This window comes from uncultured Flavobacterium sp., assembly GCF_963974175.1.
Taxonomy (GTDB): domain Bacteria; phylum Bacteroidota; class Bacteroidia; order Flavobacteriales; family Flavobacteriaceae; genus Flavobacterium.
Genome location: NZ_CAXBBR010000011.1, coordinates 40,442 through 59,940 on the forward strand (window position 1 = coordinate 40,442; position 19,499 = coordinate 59,940).

Annotated in this window: 15 protein-coding genes; 5 read left to right on the forward strand and 10 right to left on the reverse strand. The window is 35.0% G+C overall.

Features of this window, described 5'->3' with window-relative positions:
• The first annotated feature begins 229 nt into the window (after positions 1-229).
• The gene (locus tag AAC069_RS14965; protein WP_339921239.1) at positions 230-1,507 is read left to right on the forward strand and encodes a replication-associated recombination protein A; all 1,278 of its coding nucleotides are present in this window, start codon (positions 230-232) and stop codon (positions 1,505-1,507) included.
• Between the two features lie 73 nt (positions 1,508-1,580).
• Here AAC069_RS14965 and AAC069_RS14970 read toward each other — a convergent pair whose 3' ends face one another.
• Genes AAC069_RS14970 through AAC069_RS14995 form a run of 6 tightly spaced genes read right to left on the reverse strand, consistent with a single transcriptional unit; the run spans position 1,581 to position 6,341 of the window.
• A complete protein-coding gene (locus tag AAC069_RS14970) occupies positions 1,581-2,339 on the reverse strand; it encodes a hypothetical protein (protein WP_339921240.1) in 759 nt (252 codons plus the stop codon).
• A gap of 3 nt (positions 2,340-2,342) precedes the next feature.
• The gene (locus AAC069_RS14975) at positions 2,343-3,032 is read right to left on the reverse strand and encodes a YjjG family noncanonical pyrimidine nucleotidase (protein ID WP_339921241.1); all 690 of its coding nucleotides are present in this window, start codon (positions 3,030-3,032) and stop codon (positions 2,343-2,345) included.
• 13 nt (positions 3,033-3,045) lie between these two features.
• A complete protein-coding gene (gene radC / locus AAC069_RS14980) occupies positions 3,046-3,741 on the reverse strand; it encodes a DNA repair protein RadC (RefSeq protein WP_339921242.1) in 696 nt (231 codons plus the stop codon).
• Between the two features lie 11 nt (positions 3,742-3,752).
• The gene (locus AAC069_RS14985) at positions 3,753-4,211 is read right to left on the reverse strand and encodes a GNAT family N-acetyltransferase (protein ID WP_339921243.1); all 459 of its coding nucleotides are present in this window, start codon (positions 4,209-4,211) and stop codon (positions 3,753-3,755) included.
• Between the two features lie 18 nt (positions 4,212-4,229).
• Positions 4,230-5,585: a Mur ligase family protein gene (locus AAC069_RS14990; protein WP_339921244.1), complete on the reverse strand. Its 1,356-nt coding sequence runs from the start codon at positions 5,583-5,585 to the stop codon at positions 4,230-4,232.
• A 51-nt stretch (positions 5,586-5,636) separates the two neighbouring features.
• Positions 5,637-6,341: a hypothetical protein gene (locus AAC069_RS14995; protein WP_339921245.1), complete on the reverse strand. Its 705-nt coding sequence runs from the start codon at positions 6,339-6,341 to the stop codon at positions 5,637-5,639.
• Between the two features lie 282 nt (positions 6,342-6,623).
• On the opposite strand from AAC069_RS14995, the gene AAC069_RS15000 reads away from it, so the two are divergent.
• Complete coding sequence (locus tag AAC069_RS15000; protein WP_339921246.1) at positions 6,624-13,205, forward strand: carboxypeptidase-like regulatory domain-containing protein; 6,582 nt, start codon at positions 6,624-6,626, stop codon at positions 13,203-13,205.
• 63 nt (positions 13,206-13,268) lie between these two features.
• Here AAC069_RS15000 and obgE read toward each other — a convergent pair whose 3' ends face one another.
• The 4 genes from obgE to hpt all read right to left on the reverse strand — a co-directional run bounded on the left by obgE (position 13,269) and on the right by hpt (position 17,043).
• On the reverse strand, positions 13,269-14,270 hold the full coding sequence (obgE, locus tag AAC069_RS15005; RefSeq protein ID WP_091091531.1) for a GTPase ObgE: 1,002 nt from the start codon (positions 14,268-14,270) through the stop codon (positions 13,269-13,271).
• Between the two features lie 222 nt (positions 14,271-14,492).
• The gene (locus tag AAC069_RS15010; RefSeq protein WP_339921247.1) at positions 14,493-15,767 is read right to left on the reverse strand and encodes a hemolysin family protein; all 1,275 of its coding nucleotides are present in this window, start codon (positions 15,765-15,767) and stop codon (positions 14,493-14,495) included.
• 150 nt (positions 15,768-15,917) lie between these two features.
• Positions 15,918-16,490: an adenylate kinase gene (locus AAC069_RS15015; RefSeq protein ID WP_339921248.1), complete on the reverse strand. Its 573-nt coding sequence runs from the start codon at positions 16,488-16,490 to the stop codon at positions 15,918-15,920.
• A gap of 22 nt (positions 16,491-16,512) precedes the next feature.
• On the reverse strand, positions 16,513-17,043 hold the full coding sequence (gene hpt / locus AAC069_RS15020) for a hypoxanthine phosphoribosyltransferase (RefSeq protein WP_339921249.1): 531 nt from the start codon (positions 17,041-17,043) through the stop codon (positions 16,513-16,515).
• A 111-nt stretch (positions 17,044-17,154) separates the two neighbouring features.
• Between hpt and AAC069_RS15025 the strand changes: the two genes are divergently transcribed.
• The 3 genes from AAC069_RS15025 to purE are packed head-to-tail and all read left to right on the forward strand — an operon-like array spanning position 17,155 to position 19,436.
• The gene (locus AAC069_RS15025) at positions 17,155-17,685 is read left to right on the forward strand and encodes a hypothetical protein (protein ID WP_339921250.1); all 531 of its coding nucleotides are present in this window, start codon (positions 17,155-17,157) and stop codon (positions 17,683-17,685) included.
• A gap of 55 nt (positions 17,686-17,740) precedes the next feature.
• The gene (locus AAC069_RS15030) at positions 17,741-18,898 is read left to right on the forward strand and encodes a 5-(carboxyamino)imidazole ribonucleotide synthase (RefSeq protein WP_339921251.1); all 1,158 of its coding nucleotides are present in this window, start codon (positions 17,741-17,743) and stop codon (positions 18,896-18,898) included.
• A 49-nt stretch (positions 18,899-18,947) separates the two neighbouring features.
• A complete protein-coding gene (gene purE / locus AAC069_RS15035; RefSeq protein WP_339921252.1) occupies positions 18,948-19,436 on the forward strand; it encodes a 5-(carboxyamino)imidazole ribonucleotide mutase in 489 nt (162 codons plus the stop codon).
• Positions 19,437-19,499 lie beyond the last annotated feature (63 nt).

Here is a 19,499-nt window from a genome sequence, read left to right on the forward strand (position 1 = left end):
GTCTTTTTATTTTAAAAGACAAATCAAATATATGTCCAAAAGCAATTTAGTGCTATTTTGTCATATATTAAAATAAACAATCCGGAAATGGAATCTATCCGTCCCTAAAATCAACGAATCGACTAATTAGCCCAGATCGAAACGGCATCCTTTTGTTTCGTTTCTTAACGAGACAAAAGATATAGTGTAGAGCTGGAATAGCTTCAAATAAAAATAGTAATTTTACAAAATGGAAGCACCGTTAGCAGAAAGAATACGCCCCCAAAAACTAGACGACTACATAAGTCAATCCCATCTTGTGGGACCAAATGGTTCTTTGACCCAACAAATAGCAAAAGGAATTATCCCTTCACTAATACTATGGGGACCGCCGGGAACGGGTAAAACGACATTAGCACAAATCATTGCGCAAGAATCAAAACGTCCTTTTTATATTTTAAGTGCCATCAATTCAGGCGTGAAAGACATCAGGGATGTAATTGAAAAAGCAAAACAAAGCGGAGGTCTTTTTACTACAAAGAATCCGATTTTATTTATAGATGAAATTCATCGTTTTAGTAAATCACAGCAAGATTCTTTATTAGCCGCCGTTGAAAAAGGATGGATCACATTAATAGGTGCTACAACCGAAAACCCCAGCTTTGAAGTTATTCCCGCCTTATTGTCCCGCTGTCAAGTTTATATTCTAAATGCTTTCACAAAGGACGACTTAGAGTCCTTATTACAACGCGCTTTGAAAACGGACGTGCTTCTCGCCTCTAAAAACATCGAATTAAGGGAAACGGAGGCGTTATTGCGACTTTCAGGTGGCGACGGACGTAAGCTATTAAATATCTTTGAACTAGTCGTAAATGCATCCGCTGACACTGAAATTATCATCACTAACGATAGGGTTTTTGCACTAGTACAGCAAAACACAGTATTGTATGACAAAAGTGGCGAACAACATTATGACATCGTTTCGGCATTTATAAAGTCGATTCGTGGCAGCGATCCTAATGGAGCTGTTTATTGGCTTGCCAGAATGATTGAAGGAGGGGAAGACGTGAAATTTATCGCTAGAAGAATGCTTATTCTATCAAGTGAAGATATTGGGAATGCAAACCCTACTGCTTTTATAATGGCCAACAACACTTTTCAAGCAGTTGCAACGATAGGATATCCAGAAAGCCGGATCATCTTAAGCCAATGTGCCATCTATTTAGCTACGTCTCCAAAAAGTAATGCCTCCTATTTAGCTATTGGCACAGCCCAACAGTTAGTGAAGCAAACTGGTGACCTACCCGTCCCTATCCATTTGCGAAATGCGCCTACTAAACTAATGAAAGAATTAGGTTATGGTGACGAATATAAATACTCACATGATTTTGCCAATAATTTTGCCGACCAGGAATTTTTGCCTGACGCAGTCAAAAACACACCATTATATGTTCCTGGCAACAACTCCAGAGAAAATACAACCAGAGATTTTTTGAAAAATCGCTGGAAAGGAAAATACGGTTATTAAGTAAAAAAGTTCTAAGAAGTACCGCTTAGCTGTACTTCTTAGAACTTTTTTATTTTCTGAATTATGAATCTATTTAAAACTTAACTTCGATTTTTTCTGAAATTAAATTTTCATTTTTATAGTATTGAAAAAACCAATCTGCTCCTTTAGCAATTAAAACTCCCTGATTATCCCCTTTTACTGCTATATAACAACTAGGGTTAGATGTTTTAAATACTTTCATCACCACTTTTGGCGTAGTATCTACTAATTGATATCCATTGGCTACAGGCTGTGCATAAAGGAACTTAACGGATGTTTCTGAGTTGATTTCCTTCACCGGTACGGCAACTTTCTCAACTACCACTTCTCTCACTTCAACTACCTCTTCTTTGATTGACTTCATGCCAATATTAGATTCAGTTTTAGTGCCATCATACTTATAGTTTAAAGCTTGTACAGATTCGAAAGCTTCATTAAAGCATTCTGTATAAGCCGCTTCATAATCTTTTTCTTTACTTCTTCCAGTAGCTGATTGAAAAACAATCTTTCCATTACAGTCTTTTAAAGTAATGAATAGTTTAGTAATCAAAAAACCTCCTTCATTTTGCAAATCAAAATACAACAAATCACATCTTTCGCCAAACCCCATTGGCGTCGTTTCATTGCTATAAAAAGCCTCAAAACCGGCTTTCTTTAAATTGAATTTTGACAAGGTCGTAAGACGGTATTGATTTTCCTTTTTCAGGAAATCAAATTTCACGGGAACAATTACCGCTTTATAATCATTTACAGACTGCGAGTAACCATTTCCTGCAACAACGAACAGAAGTAATAAAATATATTTTTTCATAATTTAAAGGTAATTTTTTAATTCTAATAAATGGTTTACTTGTTTGATATGATTCCCAATCTGTGTCTTTTTTTCATTAAAAAAAATAGCGTCAAGCCCCATATCTAAAGCTCCTTGCACATCAGCGTCCAGAGAATCTCCTATCATAATACTATTTTCTTTTTTGGCTTTGGCCAAGTCTAACGCATATTCAAAAATAATGGGATTGGGTTTCTTTACCCCTGCCATATCAGAATTTGTGATGGTATGAAAATAGTCATGCAACTTAGAATTTTTAATTTTTCTATGTTGGACGTCCGCAAAACCATTAGTAATGATGTGTAGCTTATAATTTTTATTTAAATAATCCAAAATCTCAAAGGTCCCATCAAAAAGATGGTTGTTGTCTGGTAATAATTGGATGTATTCCTGCGCTATGCTTTCAATTTGCTCATCAGACACGGAATAATTGATTGCATCAAAAGAATGCTTCAATCTATTGTATCGCAACTCCTCATGTGAAATCTTATCGTATTGATACAATTTCCAGCACGCCTGATTTATCGGCACATACTTCTCAATGAATATCTTTATTTCAACACTAGGATGATTTCTTTGAAAAATCCCCTCAAAGGTCATCTCTGAATTTTTATCAAAGTCCCAAAGCGTATGATCTAAGTCAAAAAAGACATCTTTTATATTCGTAACTTTCATGCTATACTTTTTTTTAAAATATTCCTTCATCAACAAAACTATAATAACCGAACTCGGCAACAATTAAATGATCTAACACTTTTATTTCTAGGCTGTCTCCGGCAGTTCTTAACTTCTTTGTAATTTGTTTATCGGCTTCACTGGGCACTAAAGTTCCTGACGGATGGTTGTGACATAGTATTAGTCCAGTTGCTCCCATTTCTAGCGCCGTTTTAAAAACCAATCGCACATCTACCAAAGTCCCCGTTATTCCGCCTTTGCTCAATTGCGCTTTTGACAGAATCTTGTTTGAATTATTCAAATAGACAATCCAAAACTCTTCATGCGGCAATTCACCTATTATCGGCTGCATAATCTCGAAAATCATTTTGCTAGAAGTGATTTTAATCAATTCTACCGCATCTTCAGATCTTCTTCGCCTCCCTAATTCTAAAGCGGCGATAATGGAAATTGCTTTGGCCTCGCCTATTCCTTTAAAAACCATTAACTGTGAAATAGACAACTTACCTAGGGCATTCAGATTGTTGTCCACACTCTTTAAAATCCTTTTACTTAAATCTACCGCCGATTCATTTCGACTTCCAGAACCAATTAAAATAGCAATTAATTCAGCATCACTCAATGCACCTTTGCCTTTCAGCATTAGTTTTTCACGTGGTTTATCGTCCTCGGACCAATTAGTAATAGGGAAAAAAGCGTGTTCAGACATTGGCTAATTCTTTAAATTTGTTTCCGCATGCAAATACTATTTTTCAAACCCACGTAGGGCTCATAATTCTCAACTATCGCGTAGCCACATTTCTGATACATACCGATAGCCTCTGTCTGCTTATATAAAGTTTCCAAAACTGAAAACGAAAACCCTAACTCTACACCCCATTGTTCTAGTTCCTTCAAAATATTTTGTGCAAAACCATTACCTCTAGCTTCAGGTAAAACAAACATACGCTTTATTTCAATCGCATCTTTTCCCTTTTTCTTAAAGCACCCACAAGCAACCGCCTTATTATCTCGATACATTACCACAACATTAGGGTTTATTTCTAAAATATTATTCCCCCAATAATCAGATTTCAGTTCTGGATAACTTTCCCATAAACTTTGATCTAATGCTGCTACCAAAGTTATAAAACCCTCATTTTCGCTGGTCGTTTTACTGACCCTTATGTTATCGTCCATTTTTAATCCATTGAAGAATTACTCAATCAATCCTTTTACCTCATCAAAATTTAATCCTCCATAATTTCCTGAACTCATCAACAGTAATGCTGAGTTTCCTAGATCTAAATTAAACAGATACTCTTTGAAGTCTTTTGGATTTGTATAGATAATCAAGTCTTTTCTATTAAAAGCTTGAGCAATCTGATCGTAGGTCACCTCTTCCAATTGTTTGATTTTTACCGCGTCTGGGGAATAGAAAACAACCGCAACATCTGCATATTCCAATGCTCCTTCGTATTCCTTCAAAAATTCCGAATTCAAACTACTATACGTATGCAATTCTAAACAAGCCACCAAAGTTCTATCTGGATATTGTTCTTTTACAGCTTTGGTTGTCGCCGCAACCTTACTTGGTGAATGAGCAAAATCTTTATAAGCTACAGTCGTTTTACTTTCGGCAATTTTTTCCAATCGTTTTGAAGCTCCTTTAAAACTAGCAATGGCTTCGTAGAAATCAGCTTCATCAACACCCATGTTTTGACAAATCCATTTGGCTCCAGCCAAATTATTTAGGTTATGAGCTCCAAAAACTTCAATAGGCATATCGCCCTCAGGAGTTTCTAGTAAAGTTGTTCCGTTCTCCACTTTATAATTTGGAGTAGTATAGGCTAGTCGACGGGTTGGATTCACAGCTGCTTCCGACACACGTTTCACTTCTGCATCGTCTTCATTATAAACTAGAATTCCGCCACGGGTAATTTTTTCGACAAAAATCTCAAACTGTTCTACATAATTCTCATATGTAGGAAAGACATTGATATGATCCCAAGCAATTCCTGATATCAAAGCAATATTAGGCTGGTACAAATGGAATTTCGGCCTTCTATCAATTGGCGAAGATAAATACTCATCTCCTTCTAAAACGATAAAATCATTTTCTTCGGTAAGATGAACCATAGTATCAAAACCATCTAATTGTGCCCCTACCATATAATCGACAGCAATATCATGGTAATGCATTACATGAAGAATCATGGATGTTATAGTTGTTTTCCCATGAGAACCACCTATAACTACACGTGTTTTATTTTTTGATTGCTCATATAGGAACTCTGGATAGGAATAAATTTTCAGTCCTAATTCCTGTGCTTTCAATAATTCAGGGTTATCCGCTTTAGCGTGCATTCCCAAAATTACTGCTTCAATATCATTTGTTATTTTTTCTGGGAACCAACCCAATTCAGCTGGTAGAATTCCCTTTTTATCTAAACGTGATTTAGAAGGTTCAAAGATTGCATCGTCACTTCCTGTTACTTTATATCCTTTATTATGTAATGCTAATGCTAGGTTGTGCATAGCACTCCCTCCTATGGCGATGAAATGTGTTCTCATTTATGTTTATTCGATTATGCGTTTGTATGTTAAATTAACCAGACAAAATTATTACTTATTGGCCTGATTTTTCTTCTTAAATTCTTCCAACGTTACTCTGGCTCGCTCCGGTTGGTTCATCTTATTTTTATATAAGTCGGCGAGCATTTTATAACCTTCTACAGAACTGCCTACAGCAATTGCTTTTTTGTACTGAAACTCTGCGGCCTTATACCTTTTATAATATTCTTCGATACGACCTCTTGACATATAACCATCAACTGGAGACAATTTCAACAATTCATTCGAGTATCGTATTGCTTTACCTTCACTCCCACCAACAATCCTTGGCAATTGAATGTTTAACTCTATCAAAGCCCATCTCGAATCAATATGCCCTGGATCAAGTTTAATTGCTTTTTCGAATGATTCTCTAATATCATCGATCATTCCAAGAGCTCTAAATTTATTTACTTCCAAAGCACGCATCCCAGTAGCCCCACCAAATTTGTAAAAATAATCGGCCTCTGATGGCTTTAAGTCCTTCAGTTTTCCATAATAATCTATAGCTTCTTCCCATGACTTGCGACTACCTGCAATATCACCTAAATACTCAATTGTTTTTAAATTAGATGGATCCGTTTTCAGCAATGCTTCAAAGATAGGTTGCGCTTGTTCGTACTTCTCTTCTTTGAATAACTTTTCTGCTTTATCAAAACTAGATTGGGACCAAATCATCATTGGTAAGAATAAAATGAGATATACAATTTGTTTCATTCCTCAAAAATAAGGAAATTTATAATTGTAATCCTGCATCATTATGAAAGCTTTGACATTTTAAACTGAAAAATCTACCTCATTTATTGCAGAGATGCGATTTAATTCTTCAAGAAGAGGTATTAATCTCTCTAATATCTTTTGCGAAAAACCCAAAAAAAACACACTTCTACTCATTATTATAAATGCTGGTTATAATAATCACAACAGAAAATAAATAAAAACTTACAATAAATAGTCTTATATTCACTTAACAAAAAAAAATACATTTTATAAAGCTGCATGAAAAAATTATTCCTATTCTTCCTTTTGACGTCTCTGCCCGCAATAGCCCAACAATTTGACAAAAAATGGGATGCCGTTATCGAATTAGAAAAAGCAGGCAAAATTAAATCTGCAAGTACTCTCGTAGATAAAATATACAACAAAGCCGTTTCCAGTAATAATGAAGAACAGCTGATACGATGTTTCTTTTATAATTCAAAATACATCCAAACAGTAGAAGAAGAAGCTCAAACAAAAATTTTAAACAATCTAAAACGCCAAATAAAAACCGTTTCAGAGCCATCAAAAGCAATACTCAATTATGTGTATGCGAAATGTTTGAATGATTACTATTTAGAAAATAACGGTAAAATATACTATAGAACCACCACAGACAGCTCAGCAACTGATTTTCTCTTATGGTCAAATAAAACTTTCAAAAAGCAAATTGGCATTGCATTCGCCAAAAGCATCACAAACGAAGCAATTTTAAAAAAAACCTCTTTGAAGTCCTATCAATCTCTATTTGATTACTATTATCCAGAAAAGTTAAAAGAACAAAATTTATATGAGTACCTATTGAATGAAAACATTAATTATCTTACTCAAACTCTAAGTTCTTGGAATATAGAAACCTCCATTTTCGCAAAGTCAAAAGATACTTTATACGGTGATTCAAATACCTTTCAATCCTTAAACCTCGATTTAGTAAAGGATAACAATTTAAAAAAACTCATCACTTTATATCAAAAAAAAGAAAATAACAACAACTCCTTAGACAATCGCTTCTCGCGCATGCAATTCTGTCACACCTATTTAAACAAAAATGCTACCGATTATCTAAATGCTTTAGATCAAATACAAGAAACGGGTATTCCTCTTTTACTCTTACAGGATATCCAAGTTGAAAAGGCAAATCTATACACGACACTTGCATCAAAAGACAGCCATCCTGATTACAACCAAAAAGCAATCGCATTATTCGACACTATCTTGTCTACAAAAAGCAGATCTAATGCTTACAAACGAGCCTTCCAAAGAAAACATGAGTTAGAAAAGAAAAGTCTAAGCATTCAACTTTTAGAGAAAAGTTATAATAACGAAAATACAAGAACATTCGTAATTTATAAAAACATAAATACACTTAGCATATCTTACTTCAAAATTGATCAGAAAACGATCTCAAAACTTAACGACTGGAGAATGCACAGAAAAAAAGATAGCATTGCCGCAACTATAATCGAGAAAAACCCCTTAGCGAAAAGCATTACAAACGCATTACCAAATAAGAATGACTACTTCAGTTCTTCTACTGAAATCCTACTGCCTCAACTTGAAACTGGCTGCTATTTAGTTTATTTTGAAAGCGATTCAGATATAAAAAATACTAAAGCATTTGCATACGAAACGATCACTGTAACTAACCTTACCGTACTGACTGATTATAAAAATGAAACTAACTATTACCAAATATTGGATCGAAAAACGGGAAAACCAATAGAGAAAGCTTCTATAAAATTTAATAACACAGAAATAGTCACTGACAAAAATGGTTATGCTAGTTCTAAACGGGATGACAGTATTCAAAACTACTTTGATATAATAGTAACAAAGGAGAATGACACCTTAACTGTTTCTAATAGAAATCGCTATGAAAACAATACTTCCTATAAAAAAAGTACTGATGCCAAAATTGAGTTCTATCTAGACCGAGCCATTTATCGACCAGGACAAACCGTTTATTATAAGGGAATTGCTTTCCAAAAAAAAGCAAATGAAACTAGTATCGTCCCAAATGTTTTGATGAAAATTATCGTTAAAGACAACAATAATAAAAACATCCAAAATTTTGAAGTGACCACCAATTCTTTTGGTTCTTTTTCTGGGGAATTTCAGCTTCCACAGAATGGGCTAACCGGCAATTTCACATTTCAAGCAGAGGAGCCGGACAGCAGTAAAAGAGGTGAACATCCATTTTGGGATACGGTGAATTTTGAAAATTCAAGGACTCGCTTTAGGGTTGAGGAATACAGACGCCCCAAATTTGAAGTTGTTTTTGAACCTATAAAAGAGAGCTATCAAATCAATCAAAATATTCGAGTCGAAGGTGCCGCCAAATCATTTTCGGGAGCGAATATATCTGGCTCAAAGGTAAAATACAAAATTTCCTATATGGTGTATAGTGTCCATGACAATTCTTATAGATATAGAGGACAAGGAGGATCAACTGGTAGTGGGGAGACAACCACAGATGCCTTTGGCAAGTTCAATATTGATTTTATTGCCAATGCTAACCAACGTTTTCCAAAAGAAGACCGTCCTATTTATAATTTCATAATTGATGCCGATGTAACAGATAGTAACGGTGAAACACACACGGCAACCCGCACAATCAACGTGGGTTATCACACCATGAATCTTGACATAACTGTTCCCCAAGAAATCAACACCAAAGATAAAACCGCTGTCGAGATTAACAGTAAAAACCTTAACGACCAGTTTGCAGCAATTAAGGGTGAAATCAATCTATACTTTCTTAAGGATTTTCCAAATAAAATTAAGCCAAGAGTCTGGCCCATTCCTGAAATTGAAGCCATTTCAAAACAGGATTTTGAAAGCTTATTCCCCTTCGAAAATAATGAAAAACCAGTAGACGAAAAAGAATTGGGAACATTAGTCTATTCTAAAAAGGTTGACACAGAAAAAGACAAAACTATTCCACTTGATTTTATCTCAAATTACCAATCAGGCTATTATAAAGTGGTATTTACGGCTACAGACATCAATGAGCTTCCGTTAGAAAAACAAGTACTATTTAAAATCAAACAAAGTTCAGAAAAATTAAACTTTAACGAACTTTTTTCGATTAAGCAACTTAATAACAATCCAAAAAAAGACGGCTTTCTATTGCTTAACATCAAGTCCGTCATTCCTAACCACTATTTCAAAATAATGGCGACGTATGCTAATAAGCTCTTTTATGATGAAAATAAAACATTAGAAAACAACGAACTCCTACTTAAAATCTCTTTACAAAGACAATTTGAAAAATCAATAAAAATTGGCTTAGAGTCCATATTTGAAAACCAATCCTTTACTAAGGAACTGGAGGTATTTTTAAAAGCGGAAGAAACAAGCTTAGATTTTACTGTCGAAAGCTTTAGAAACAAAATACAACCCGGAAATATTGAAAATTGGTCTTTTAAATTAGCTCCAACCAATACTGCCTTAGAGTCTGAAGTATTAGCTTCCATGTACGATAGTTCATTAGACCAGTTTGCTAAAGGGTATTGGAATCCGCTAACTCTCGACCGATATGTATACAATAGCATTTCCTATAGAAACAAACTTGGTTTTGATAAAACTTGGGCTTCTCTACGAAATTTCAACACTCCCACAAACAGCCCAGTTATTATTGATAAAAGAACCCAACTAATGTGGTTTGGATTTAATTTCTCTGACGCAAAAGACTACGCAACAATAGCTCAGTATCAAAAATACCTTTCGAAACAAAATAAAAACCTGGAAAACACAAACTCGATTTCCGGCATTATTACGGATGAAAACGGAGATCCATTGCCCGGCGCCAGCATCACAATAAAAGGAACTCAAACAGCTACAACTAGTAATTACGAAGGGTATTTTGAAATCAATGCTTCACAATCAGAAACCTTAGTTATTGCTTATATTGGCTACCAGACTCAGACAATTCTTGTCGATAAGAATAACAAAATGAATATTAATTTACAACCCGAATCTGGAAGTTTAGAAGAAGTTGTAGCGACAGACTACGGTATCGATAAAGACAAAAAATCATTCGGTTATGCTACTCAAATAATGAATAAACAATTAGGTGCTGAAATTATAAAAGGAGATCCGGATGCAGTATTATCTGTTGCTCCCGCATTTGACAGAAAATCAAGTGCTGAAACAATTAGAGGCGCTGCCGGCATGAAAATTGTTGAGGAAGACAATCAAATATACAATACCGCAGGAATAGAACTATCTCTAGAAGGGAGTGCTGCGGGAAACATGATAAAGACAGCTGCAAAAAATAAAGAAATCGCAAATGCTATCTATATCATTGATGGAAACTTTGCCTCTAAAAACCAAGCTATCATGCTAGACTATTTAAACATTCTTTCCATCGAAGTTCTAGAGAAAGAACAAGCAACGACTAGATATGGAACAAAAGGAGAAAATGGAGCGGTAATAATCACTACTAATAAGGCATTAAAAGCTCTTTCTCAAATTAAAAGCCGAACTAATCTATCAGAAACTGCTTTTTTCTATCCAAATTTAAAAACGGACAAATCAGGAAACATTAGTTTCAATTTCACCTCCCCTGAGGAATTAACAGCTTGGAAATTACGCCTATTTGCCCACAATAAAAAAGCAGTTTCTGGTTATCTGGAAAAAATTATTGTTACACAAAAAGATCTAATGGTAATACCCAATTTCCCTCGTTTCTTTAGAGAAAAAGACAGTATTCAAATTATTAGTAAAATTGCAAATATTACCAGCGAGCCCAAAATTGGGATTGCCATTTTACAACTTTTTGACGCTACAACTATGGAATCTATCGATAGTAAAATGCTGAACACAAAAAGTTTGAAAAATTATTCAATACCTGAATTTGGAAATACGACTGTAAGTTGGAACATCTATATTCCGGAAGGACTAGAAGGAGTACAGTACAAGGTTTTAGCTAAAGCCGACAACTATTCTGATGGTGAAGAAAACATCATACCCGTTTTGACTAACAATATGCTCGTTACGGAAAGCATTCCTCTATGGGTTCGAGAAAACTCAAAGAAAGAATACACCTTTGAAAACCTAAAAACTAATACTTCCACAAGTTTACGTAATCACCAATTCACGCTAGAATATACGTCAAATCCCGCTTGGCTTGCGTTGCAATCCTTGCCCTACTTAATGGAATACGAACACGAAGGTGCTGAACAAACCTTTGCTCGTTTCTATGCAAATGCTTTGGCTGGAGAAGTCATTAATAGCAATCCAAAAATCGCCGCTGTTTTTGAAACTTGGAGAAAAAACAAAAAATACAATTCAAAACTAGAAGAAAACGAAGAACTAAAATCGATACTTCTTGCTGAAACACCATGGATAAATGATACGCAAAGCGAAGCCGACAAAAAAACCAAACTAGCCTTACTTTTCGACTTAGAAAAAATGAAAAGTGCTCAAGAAGCTACTTTTGACAAATTAAAACAAAAACAAAAACCTTCTGGAGGATTCCCATGGTATGGTGGTAATGAAGAAAACGAATACATCACACGACATATTCTCGCAGGATTAGGTCATTTGAAAAAACTGAATACTGATGATGCTACCAATGCGAAAATAGATGAAATTTCCAAAAACGGAATCCCGTTCCTTGATATCAAATTCTTAGAAAACCATAAACAAAGAACGAGCAATCTAAAAAACGGCGAAAAAATGATTTGGATGCATCCCTACTCCGACTTGCATTACCTCTATACCCGAAGTTTCTATTTAGCAACGTATCCACTTTCGGATACTTTGAAAAAAGCAACCAAAATATATGTTGACAGTGCCAAAGAAAATTGGCTAAGTTATTCTTTATACGAAAAAGGAATGGCAGCATTAGTGTTGAATCGTTTTGGAGAACCCGCTGCAGCCAAAATAATAATCGAAAGTTTAAAAGAAACGGCTTCCAATAACGAAGATTGGGGTATGTATTGGATTGCTAACAAAGCAGGTTGGTATTGGTATCAAGCACCTATAGAAACGCAAGCTTTACTGATTGAAGCTTTTATGGAAGTTAGCGATGACACTGAGTCAGTGGATGCTATGAAAGTTTGGTTATTAAAAAACAAGCAAGCTAAAAACTGGCCTACGACAAAAGCCACAACTGAAGCTGTATATGCATTACTAATGCAAGGTACCGATTGGCTGAGCGTAAAAGACAATACTATTATCAAACTAGGAGACGAAAAAATTCTAACAAAAAAATTAACTGCAAATGAAAAAGAAGCAGAAACAGGTTACTTAAAATTGAATTGGAAAGCCTCTGAAATCACAAAAGAAATGGCAACTATTAAAATAGAAAACAAGTCCAAAGTTCCAGGTTACGGAGGTGTTTACTGGCAGTATTTTGAAGATTTAGACAAAATAAAAACCAATTCGGATACTAGTTTGTCTATTTCTAAAGAGTTATACCTAAAGAAAAACACAAATAAAGACACAGTGTTACAAAAAATAACAACTAATAATCCATTAAATATTGGTGATCTAGTTACTGTGCGTTTAATCATCTCTACTAAAGAAGATATGGAATTTGTACATTTGAAAGACATGAGAGCTTCTTGTTTTGAGCCTGTTGATGTTTTATCAAGTTATCAGTACAAAGATAATTTAGGATTCTATGAAAGCACTAAAGATGCTGCGACTCATTTCTTTTTTAACAAAATCAATAAAGGAACCTACGTTTTAGAATATGATGTTCGAGTTAATAACAAAGGAAACTTCTCTAATGGAATTAGCACAATACAAAGCATGTATGCCCCTGAATTTTCTAGTCATACCAAAGGAATTAAAGTGCAAGTCTCAAATTAAACAGAAAACAAAAAACCGTTTCAATTTCTTGAAACGGTTTTTTTATAAGTAAAAAATGATTAATTAATCATTCAACATTTTCCATAGTTTGTCTTTCAATTCTGTCAATCCTTGTTGGGCAACAGACGAGATAAACATATAAGGAATTCCTTTAAAGGAAACGTCTAATTCTTCTTTCAGTTCTGCTTTTAGATCATCGTCCAGCATATCACATTTAGAGATAACAACCATACGCTCTTTATCAAGCATTTCTGGGTTGTATTTTGTTAGTTCGTTTACCAAAATATCATATTCTCCTTTAATATCTGGTGTATCCACAGGAACTAAGAATAATAGTGTTGAATTTCTTTCGATATGTCTCAAGAAATAATGTCCTAATCCCTTTCCTTCTGCAGCACCCTCTATAATACCCGGAATATCTGCAATTACAAAAGATTGAAAATCTCTGTAAGCTACAATTCCAAGATTTGGTTTTAAAGTTGTAAACGGGTAATCCGCAATTTTTGGTTTCGCTGATGTTAGAACAGACAATAGTGTTGATTTACCCGCATTTGGAAAACCTACTAAACCTACATCTGCTAAAACTTTAAGCTCTAAAATTACGTCCATCTCCGTTCCTGGTAATCCAGGCTGAGAATATCTTGGCGTTTGGTTTGTAGAACTTCTAAAGTGCCAGTTTCCTAAACCACCTTTACCTCCTCTAGACAACACTTGTTTCTCGCCGTCATCAGTGATTTCAAACAAGGTTTCACCAGTTTCTTTGTCTTTTACAACTGTTCCTAAAGGCACTTCGATGAATTTATCATCACCATCAGCTCCTGTACTTCTGTCCCCACTACCATCACCACCGCTTCCAGCTTTAATATGACGTGCAAACTTAAGGTGAAATAAAGTCCAAAGTCCTTTGTTTCCTACTAGATATACGTGTCCTCCACGACCTCCATCACCTCCATCAGGACCTCCCTTTTCAATAAATTTCTCTCTATGCAAATGCGTAGATCCTTTTCCTCCTTTACCGGATGAAACAAATATTTTTACGTAATCTACGAAGTTCCCTTCAGTCATAACTCTTTTTTTTAATTCAACAGTGATCTAAAGTACCTGACAGCCACACGCTGTCCTCCTATTAATTTTAAATCTTCTGTCATTTTTTTAGTATTCCGTCATCCGTTCTTAGTTTGTAGCAAATACTGCAAAACAAGTCCTAAAACAAACAACACTTTATTATTATAAATGAGCCTTATTAAGCGAACAGATTAACTGAACACCAAATACTGAACACTTTCTTTATATTCGTAATGATTTCACCATCACTTTATCAATCTTTATGCCATCCATATCAATGACTTCTAACTCAAATTTTCGCCAGATTAGCTTCTCTCCTTGTTTTGGAATATGAGAAAGCTCCGTCATGATTAAACCACTAACGGTAGTTACATCATAATCTCCTACTAAATCATCCAATTCAAAATACGTAAGAAAATCATGTAACGAATAATGTCCGTCTACTAACCAACTCCCATCTTCTCTTTCTACTAACTGAAAATCATCTTTATAAAAATCAGAGGCATTTCCTACTAATGCTTCCAGAATATCGTTTAAAGTGATTACTCCTTGAAAAACACCATACTCATCAGATACAAAAGCATAATGAATACCCGTTTTCTTAAACTTCTCCAAAGCTTTATAAGCAGTGGTATACTCCATCATAAAAGGAGCATCGGTCATAATCTCTTTTAAATTAAAATCTTCATCATCTATATGAGCAAAGATATTTTTTAAGTTTACAACCCCTACAATATCATCATCATCCTTATCATATACAGGGTATATCGAGTGTAACTCCTCAAGCATGGCTTTCTTTACCTCGCTTTTTCCGGAATGCAATGGTATAAAAACAACTGATTTCCTGTGGGTCATCAATGAGTTTATTTTTCGGTCGCCAATATGAAAAACACGTTCTACAATATCTTGTTCTATTTCCTGAACTTCTCCACCTTCAGTACCTTCTTTAATGATGGCTTTAATTTCCTCTTCGGTTACTTTTCCATCTGCAGTAGGTCTTATCTGTAACACATTTAATAAAAACTCTGTAGAATGCGTCAATAACCAGATAAACGGTGCCGTAGCAATTGAAACAAACTTCATCGGCATTGCTACCTTCTTAGCAATCGCTTCTGGATGGTTTAACCCAATTCTCTTTGGCAATAATTCTCCTAACACCAATGAAAAAAACGTTAATACTACTACTACAACTCCTACTGCAATAGTAGCTGCATACGGTTTCAATATTGCAAAACCAGCAACGAATGTTTGCACATCTGTTGTTATCTTATCTCCACTATAAATACCCGTTAGAATCCCTATTAAGGTTATTCCTATTTGTACAGTAGATAAAAATTTATTGGGAGAATTAGCCAAATCCAATGCGGCTTGAGCACTTTTATTCCCTTTTTTTGCTGATGTTTCTAATCTGTTTTTTCTAGCAGATATTAATGCTATCTCTGACATAGAGAAAACTCCATTCAATAGAATTAGAAAAAGTATTATTAGTATCTCCATATTTTTATAGCCCAGATGGTAGTGAAAAGCACGCAGCTTATAAAACTTTAATTTTCTTGATAGAAAAGAGCGACCAGAGGAAGCTCCTTTTATGACTTAGAAAATAGTTTTATGAGCAAGTACTTGTAACGTACAGCTGGAAATTGCTTCTTATAAATTATCAATAACGGCACTTACACGCTCCGTAATATCTTGAATACTTCCTATTCCGTTTACAGCATAAAATTTCCCCTGATCATTATAATACTGCATTAAAGGCGCTGTTTTTTCATTGTATTCTTGATATCTATTACGAATTTTATCTTCGTCCTGATCATCAATTCTTCCACTTGTTTTACCTCTTTCTAACAAACGTTTTACCAGAATCTCATCATCAGCTTCTAAGGCAATCGTTGCAGCAACTTTTGAATCTATTGACGTCAAAAATTGATCTAAAGCTTCGGCTTGTGAAATCGTTCTTGGATAACCATCAAATAAAATCCCGTTTGTATCCGGGTGTTTATTCACCTCATCAATAAGCATTTTAGTTGTCAATTCGTCAGGTACTAAATCTCCTGCATCCATATAAACTCGGGCTTGTTTACCCAACTCCGTATCGTTTTTTAAATTAAAACGAAAAACATCGCCTGTAGAGATGTGAGTTAATTTATATTTTTCTTTCAAAAATTCTGCTTGAGTACCCTTTCCTGCTCCTGGTTTTCCAAATAAAACAATGTTGATCATAATGTGTGTTGAGTAGTTGTAGTTATTCTTTTAGTTTATATACTTCTGGTAAATTCCTTCCTAATCCATCATAATCAAGACCAAAACCTACTATAAATTTATTTGGAATTCTGATTCCAACATAATCGATCTTGATATCTTTTTTGTACGCTTCTGGTTTAAAGAAAAGAGTCGCTATTTTAAAATGTTTTACATTTTGTGCTTTAAATAGTTCTTTTAATTCAACCAAGGTATTCCCTGTATCCACGATATCTTCGATAACAACAACAGAACGACCAGTCAAATCTTGATTCAAACCAATTAATTGTTTTACTTCATTTGTAGACGAGGTACCTTCATAAGAAGCCATTTTTAAAAAACTGACTTCGCAAGGCTTTTTGTAGGCTTTCATAAAGTCAGAAACAACCATAAAAGCACCATTTAAAACTCCTACAAATACAGGAATTTCATCGGCAAAATCAGCCTCTACCTGCGCTGCCATTTTTGTTATTGCAAACTCTATTTCTTTAGCAGAAATAAACGGAACAAATTGTTTATCGTGAAGTTGAATCATTATTATCCTATTTAAAATAATTCGCAAAGATAGGAATTTCTGAATTGAGAATCCAGATTTAGAACCATAAGAATACCGTACATTTGAAAATAATATGTTTTTTAGCCTAAGATGAATAGCGAACTTTATAAAAATATAGCCAACAGCTCTGCCTATAGAATAAGTAGAGACGAAAATACCCAACTTATTTTAGCCAATGTGGCCTTATTTCCTGATTTACTTACACTAGCTTTAAACGTAGCCGACAAAAACCATCACAAAGCCTGTTGGGTTCTAGAATTAGTTCTAGAAAAACAGCTCCACTTACTGACGGATCATCTTCCTGTATTTTGTATTAGCCTTTCAGAATTCAGAAACGAAAGTGCCACGCGTGCTGTTTCAAAAATTTGCATGTTCTTAAGCCAACACTTAACTCTAACCACCGTAGAGGAACAACAAATTACCGAAAGCTGCTTTGACTGGCTTATTAGCGAAGACCGAAAAGTAGCTACAAAAGCCTACTCCATCCGGGCTTTGTATGAACTAGGTAAAAAATACGATTGGATTTATCCAGAACTACAGCGCATTCTTACTGACGACTACCACAAACATTCTGCAGCTTACAAAGCCGTTGCCAGAGAAATTCTAAAGAAAATAAAATAGGGTTTTCGCATTTGGTGTATATAAAGTATCTTTGCCAGTAACAAACAACAATACAATGAATTATTTTTCTTCTGATTTTAAACTAGGAATATTAGGCGGTGGACAACTGGGTAAAATGCTTTTGTTTGACACTCGGAAATTTGACATACAAACCTACGTTTTGGATCCAAGCGATGAAGCACCTTGCAAAATCGCGTGTAATCAATTCTTCAAAGGAGATTTGATGGATTTTGACACCGTTTACAATTTTGGAAAAAAAGTCGATGTTTTAACGTTCGAGATTGAACTCGTTAATCTTGAAGCTTTGGTAAAATTAGAAAATGAAGGATTGAAAGTATATCCTTCTCCAAAAACATTAAAACTCATTCAAAACAAAGGCGTTCAAAAAACCTTTTATTCAGAACATAATATCCCAACAGCCGCTTTCAAACGCTTCGAAAATCTTAAAAGTTTAATTGTAGACATCCTTGATTCTAAATTAAAAATGCCTTTCGTATGGAAATGTACTGAATTTGGCTATGACGGAAACGGAGTAAAAGTGATTAGACAGATCTCAGATTTAGATCACCTTCCCAATGTCGAATGTATTGCCGAAGATATGGTTCCGTTTAAAAACGAGTTAGCAGTTATCGTTTGTCGTAATCCTTCAGGGGAAATCAGAACGTATCCCGTGGTCGAAATGGAATTTCACCCAGAAGCCAATCAAGTAGAATATGTTATTTGTCCAGCACGAATTGATAATGCAGTAGCTGAAAAAGCGAGAGCAATCGCCTTACAAGTTTCTGAGAAATTCAATCACGTAGGCTTATTGGCTGTCGAAATGTTTCAAACAGAAGACGATGAAATTTTAATAAACGAAGTAGCGCCAAGACCTCATAATTCAGGACACTATTCTATTGAAGCTAGTTATACTTCCCAGTTTGAAAATCACCTAAGAGCAATTCTTGACCTACCTTTAGGTAATACAGAAAGCAAAGTAGCCGGAATTATGGTTAATTTAGTAGGTGCTGAAGGTTTTTCTGGCAACGTTATTTATGAAAACATCGAAAAAATATTAGGATGGAATGGTGTTACGCCACATATTTACGGTAAAAAAATGACGCGCCCTTTCAGAAAAATGGGACACGTGACCATTGTAAATAGCGACATCAAAGAAGCACGAAGAATTGCTGAGGAGGTGAAGAACACAATTAGAGTGATCAGTTTGCAGTAATCAATTTGCAGCAGCGGTCAAACACCATAAACTACAAACAAAAAATACAATGAGCAAAGTAGCCATAATAATGGGAAGTATCTCTGATATGCCCGTAATGCAAGAAGCCATCGAGGTATTAAAAGGCTTCGGAATCGATATCGAAGTAGATATTGTTTCAGCACATAGAACCCCTGAAAAATTATTCGACTTCAGTCAAAACGCACACACTCGCGGAATTTCAGTAGTGATTGCTGGTGCTGGAGGAGCAGCGCACTTACCAGGAATGGTAGCCTCAATGTCACCACTTCCGGTAATAGGAGTTCCTGTTAAATCAAGTAATTCTATTGATGGCTGGGACAGTATTCTGTCAATTCTTCAAATGCCAGGAGGAGTGCCTGTAGCAACTGTTGCTTTAAACGGAGCTAAAAACGCAGGAATATTGGCCGCTCAAATCATTGGGAGCCACGACAAAAAAATATTAGATAAAGTAATAGCATACAAATTAGGACTAAAAGAATCGGTAATTATTGCATCAGAAAGTCTTCTTAAACAATAAAATTTCCCTACACAAACAAAGGCTTCCTATTAAGGAAGCCTTTGTTTTTTTTAAAGCTTTTTA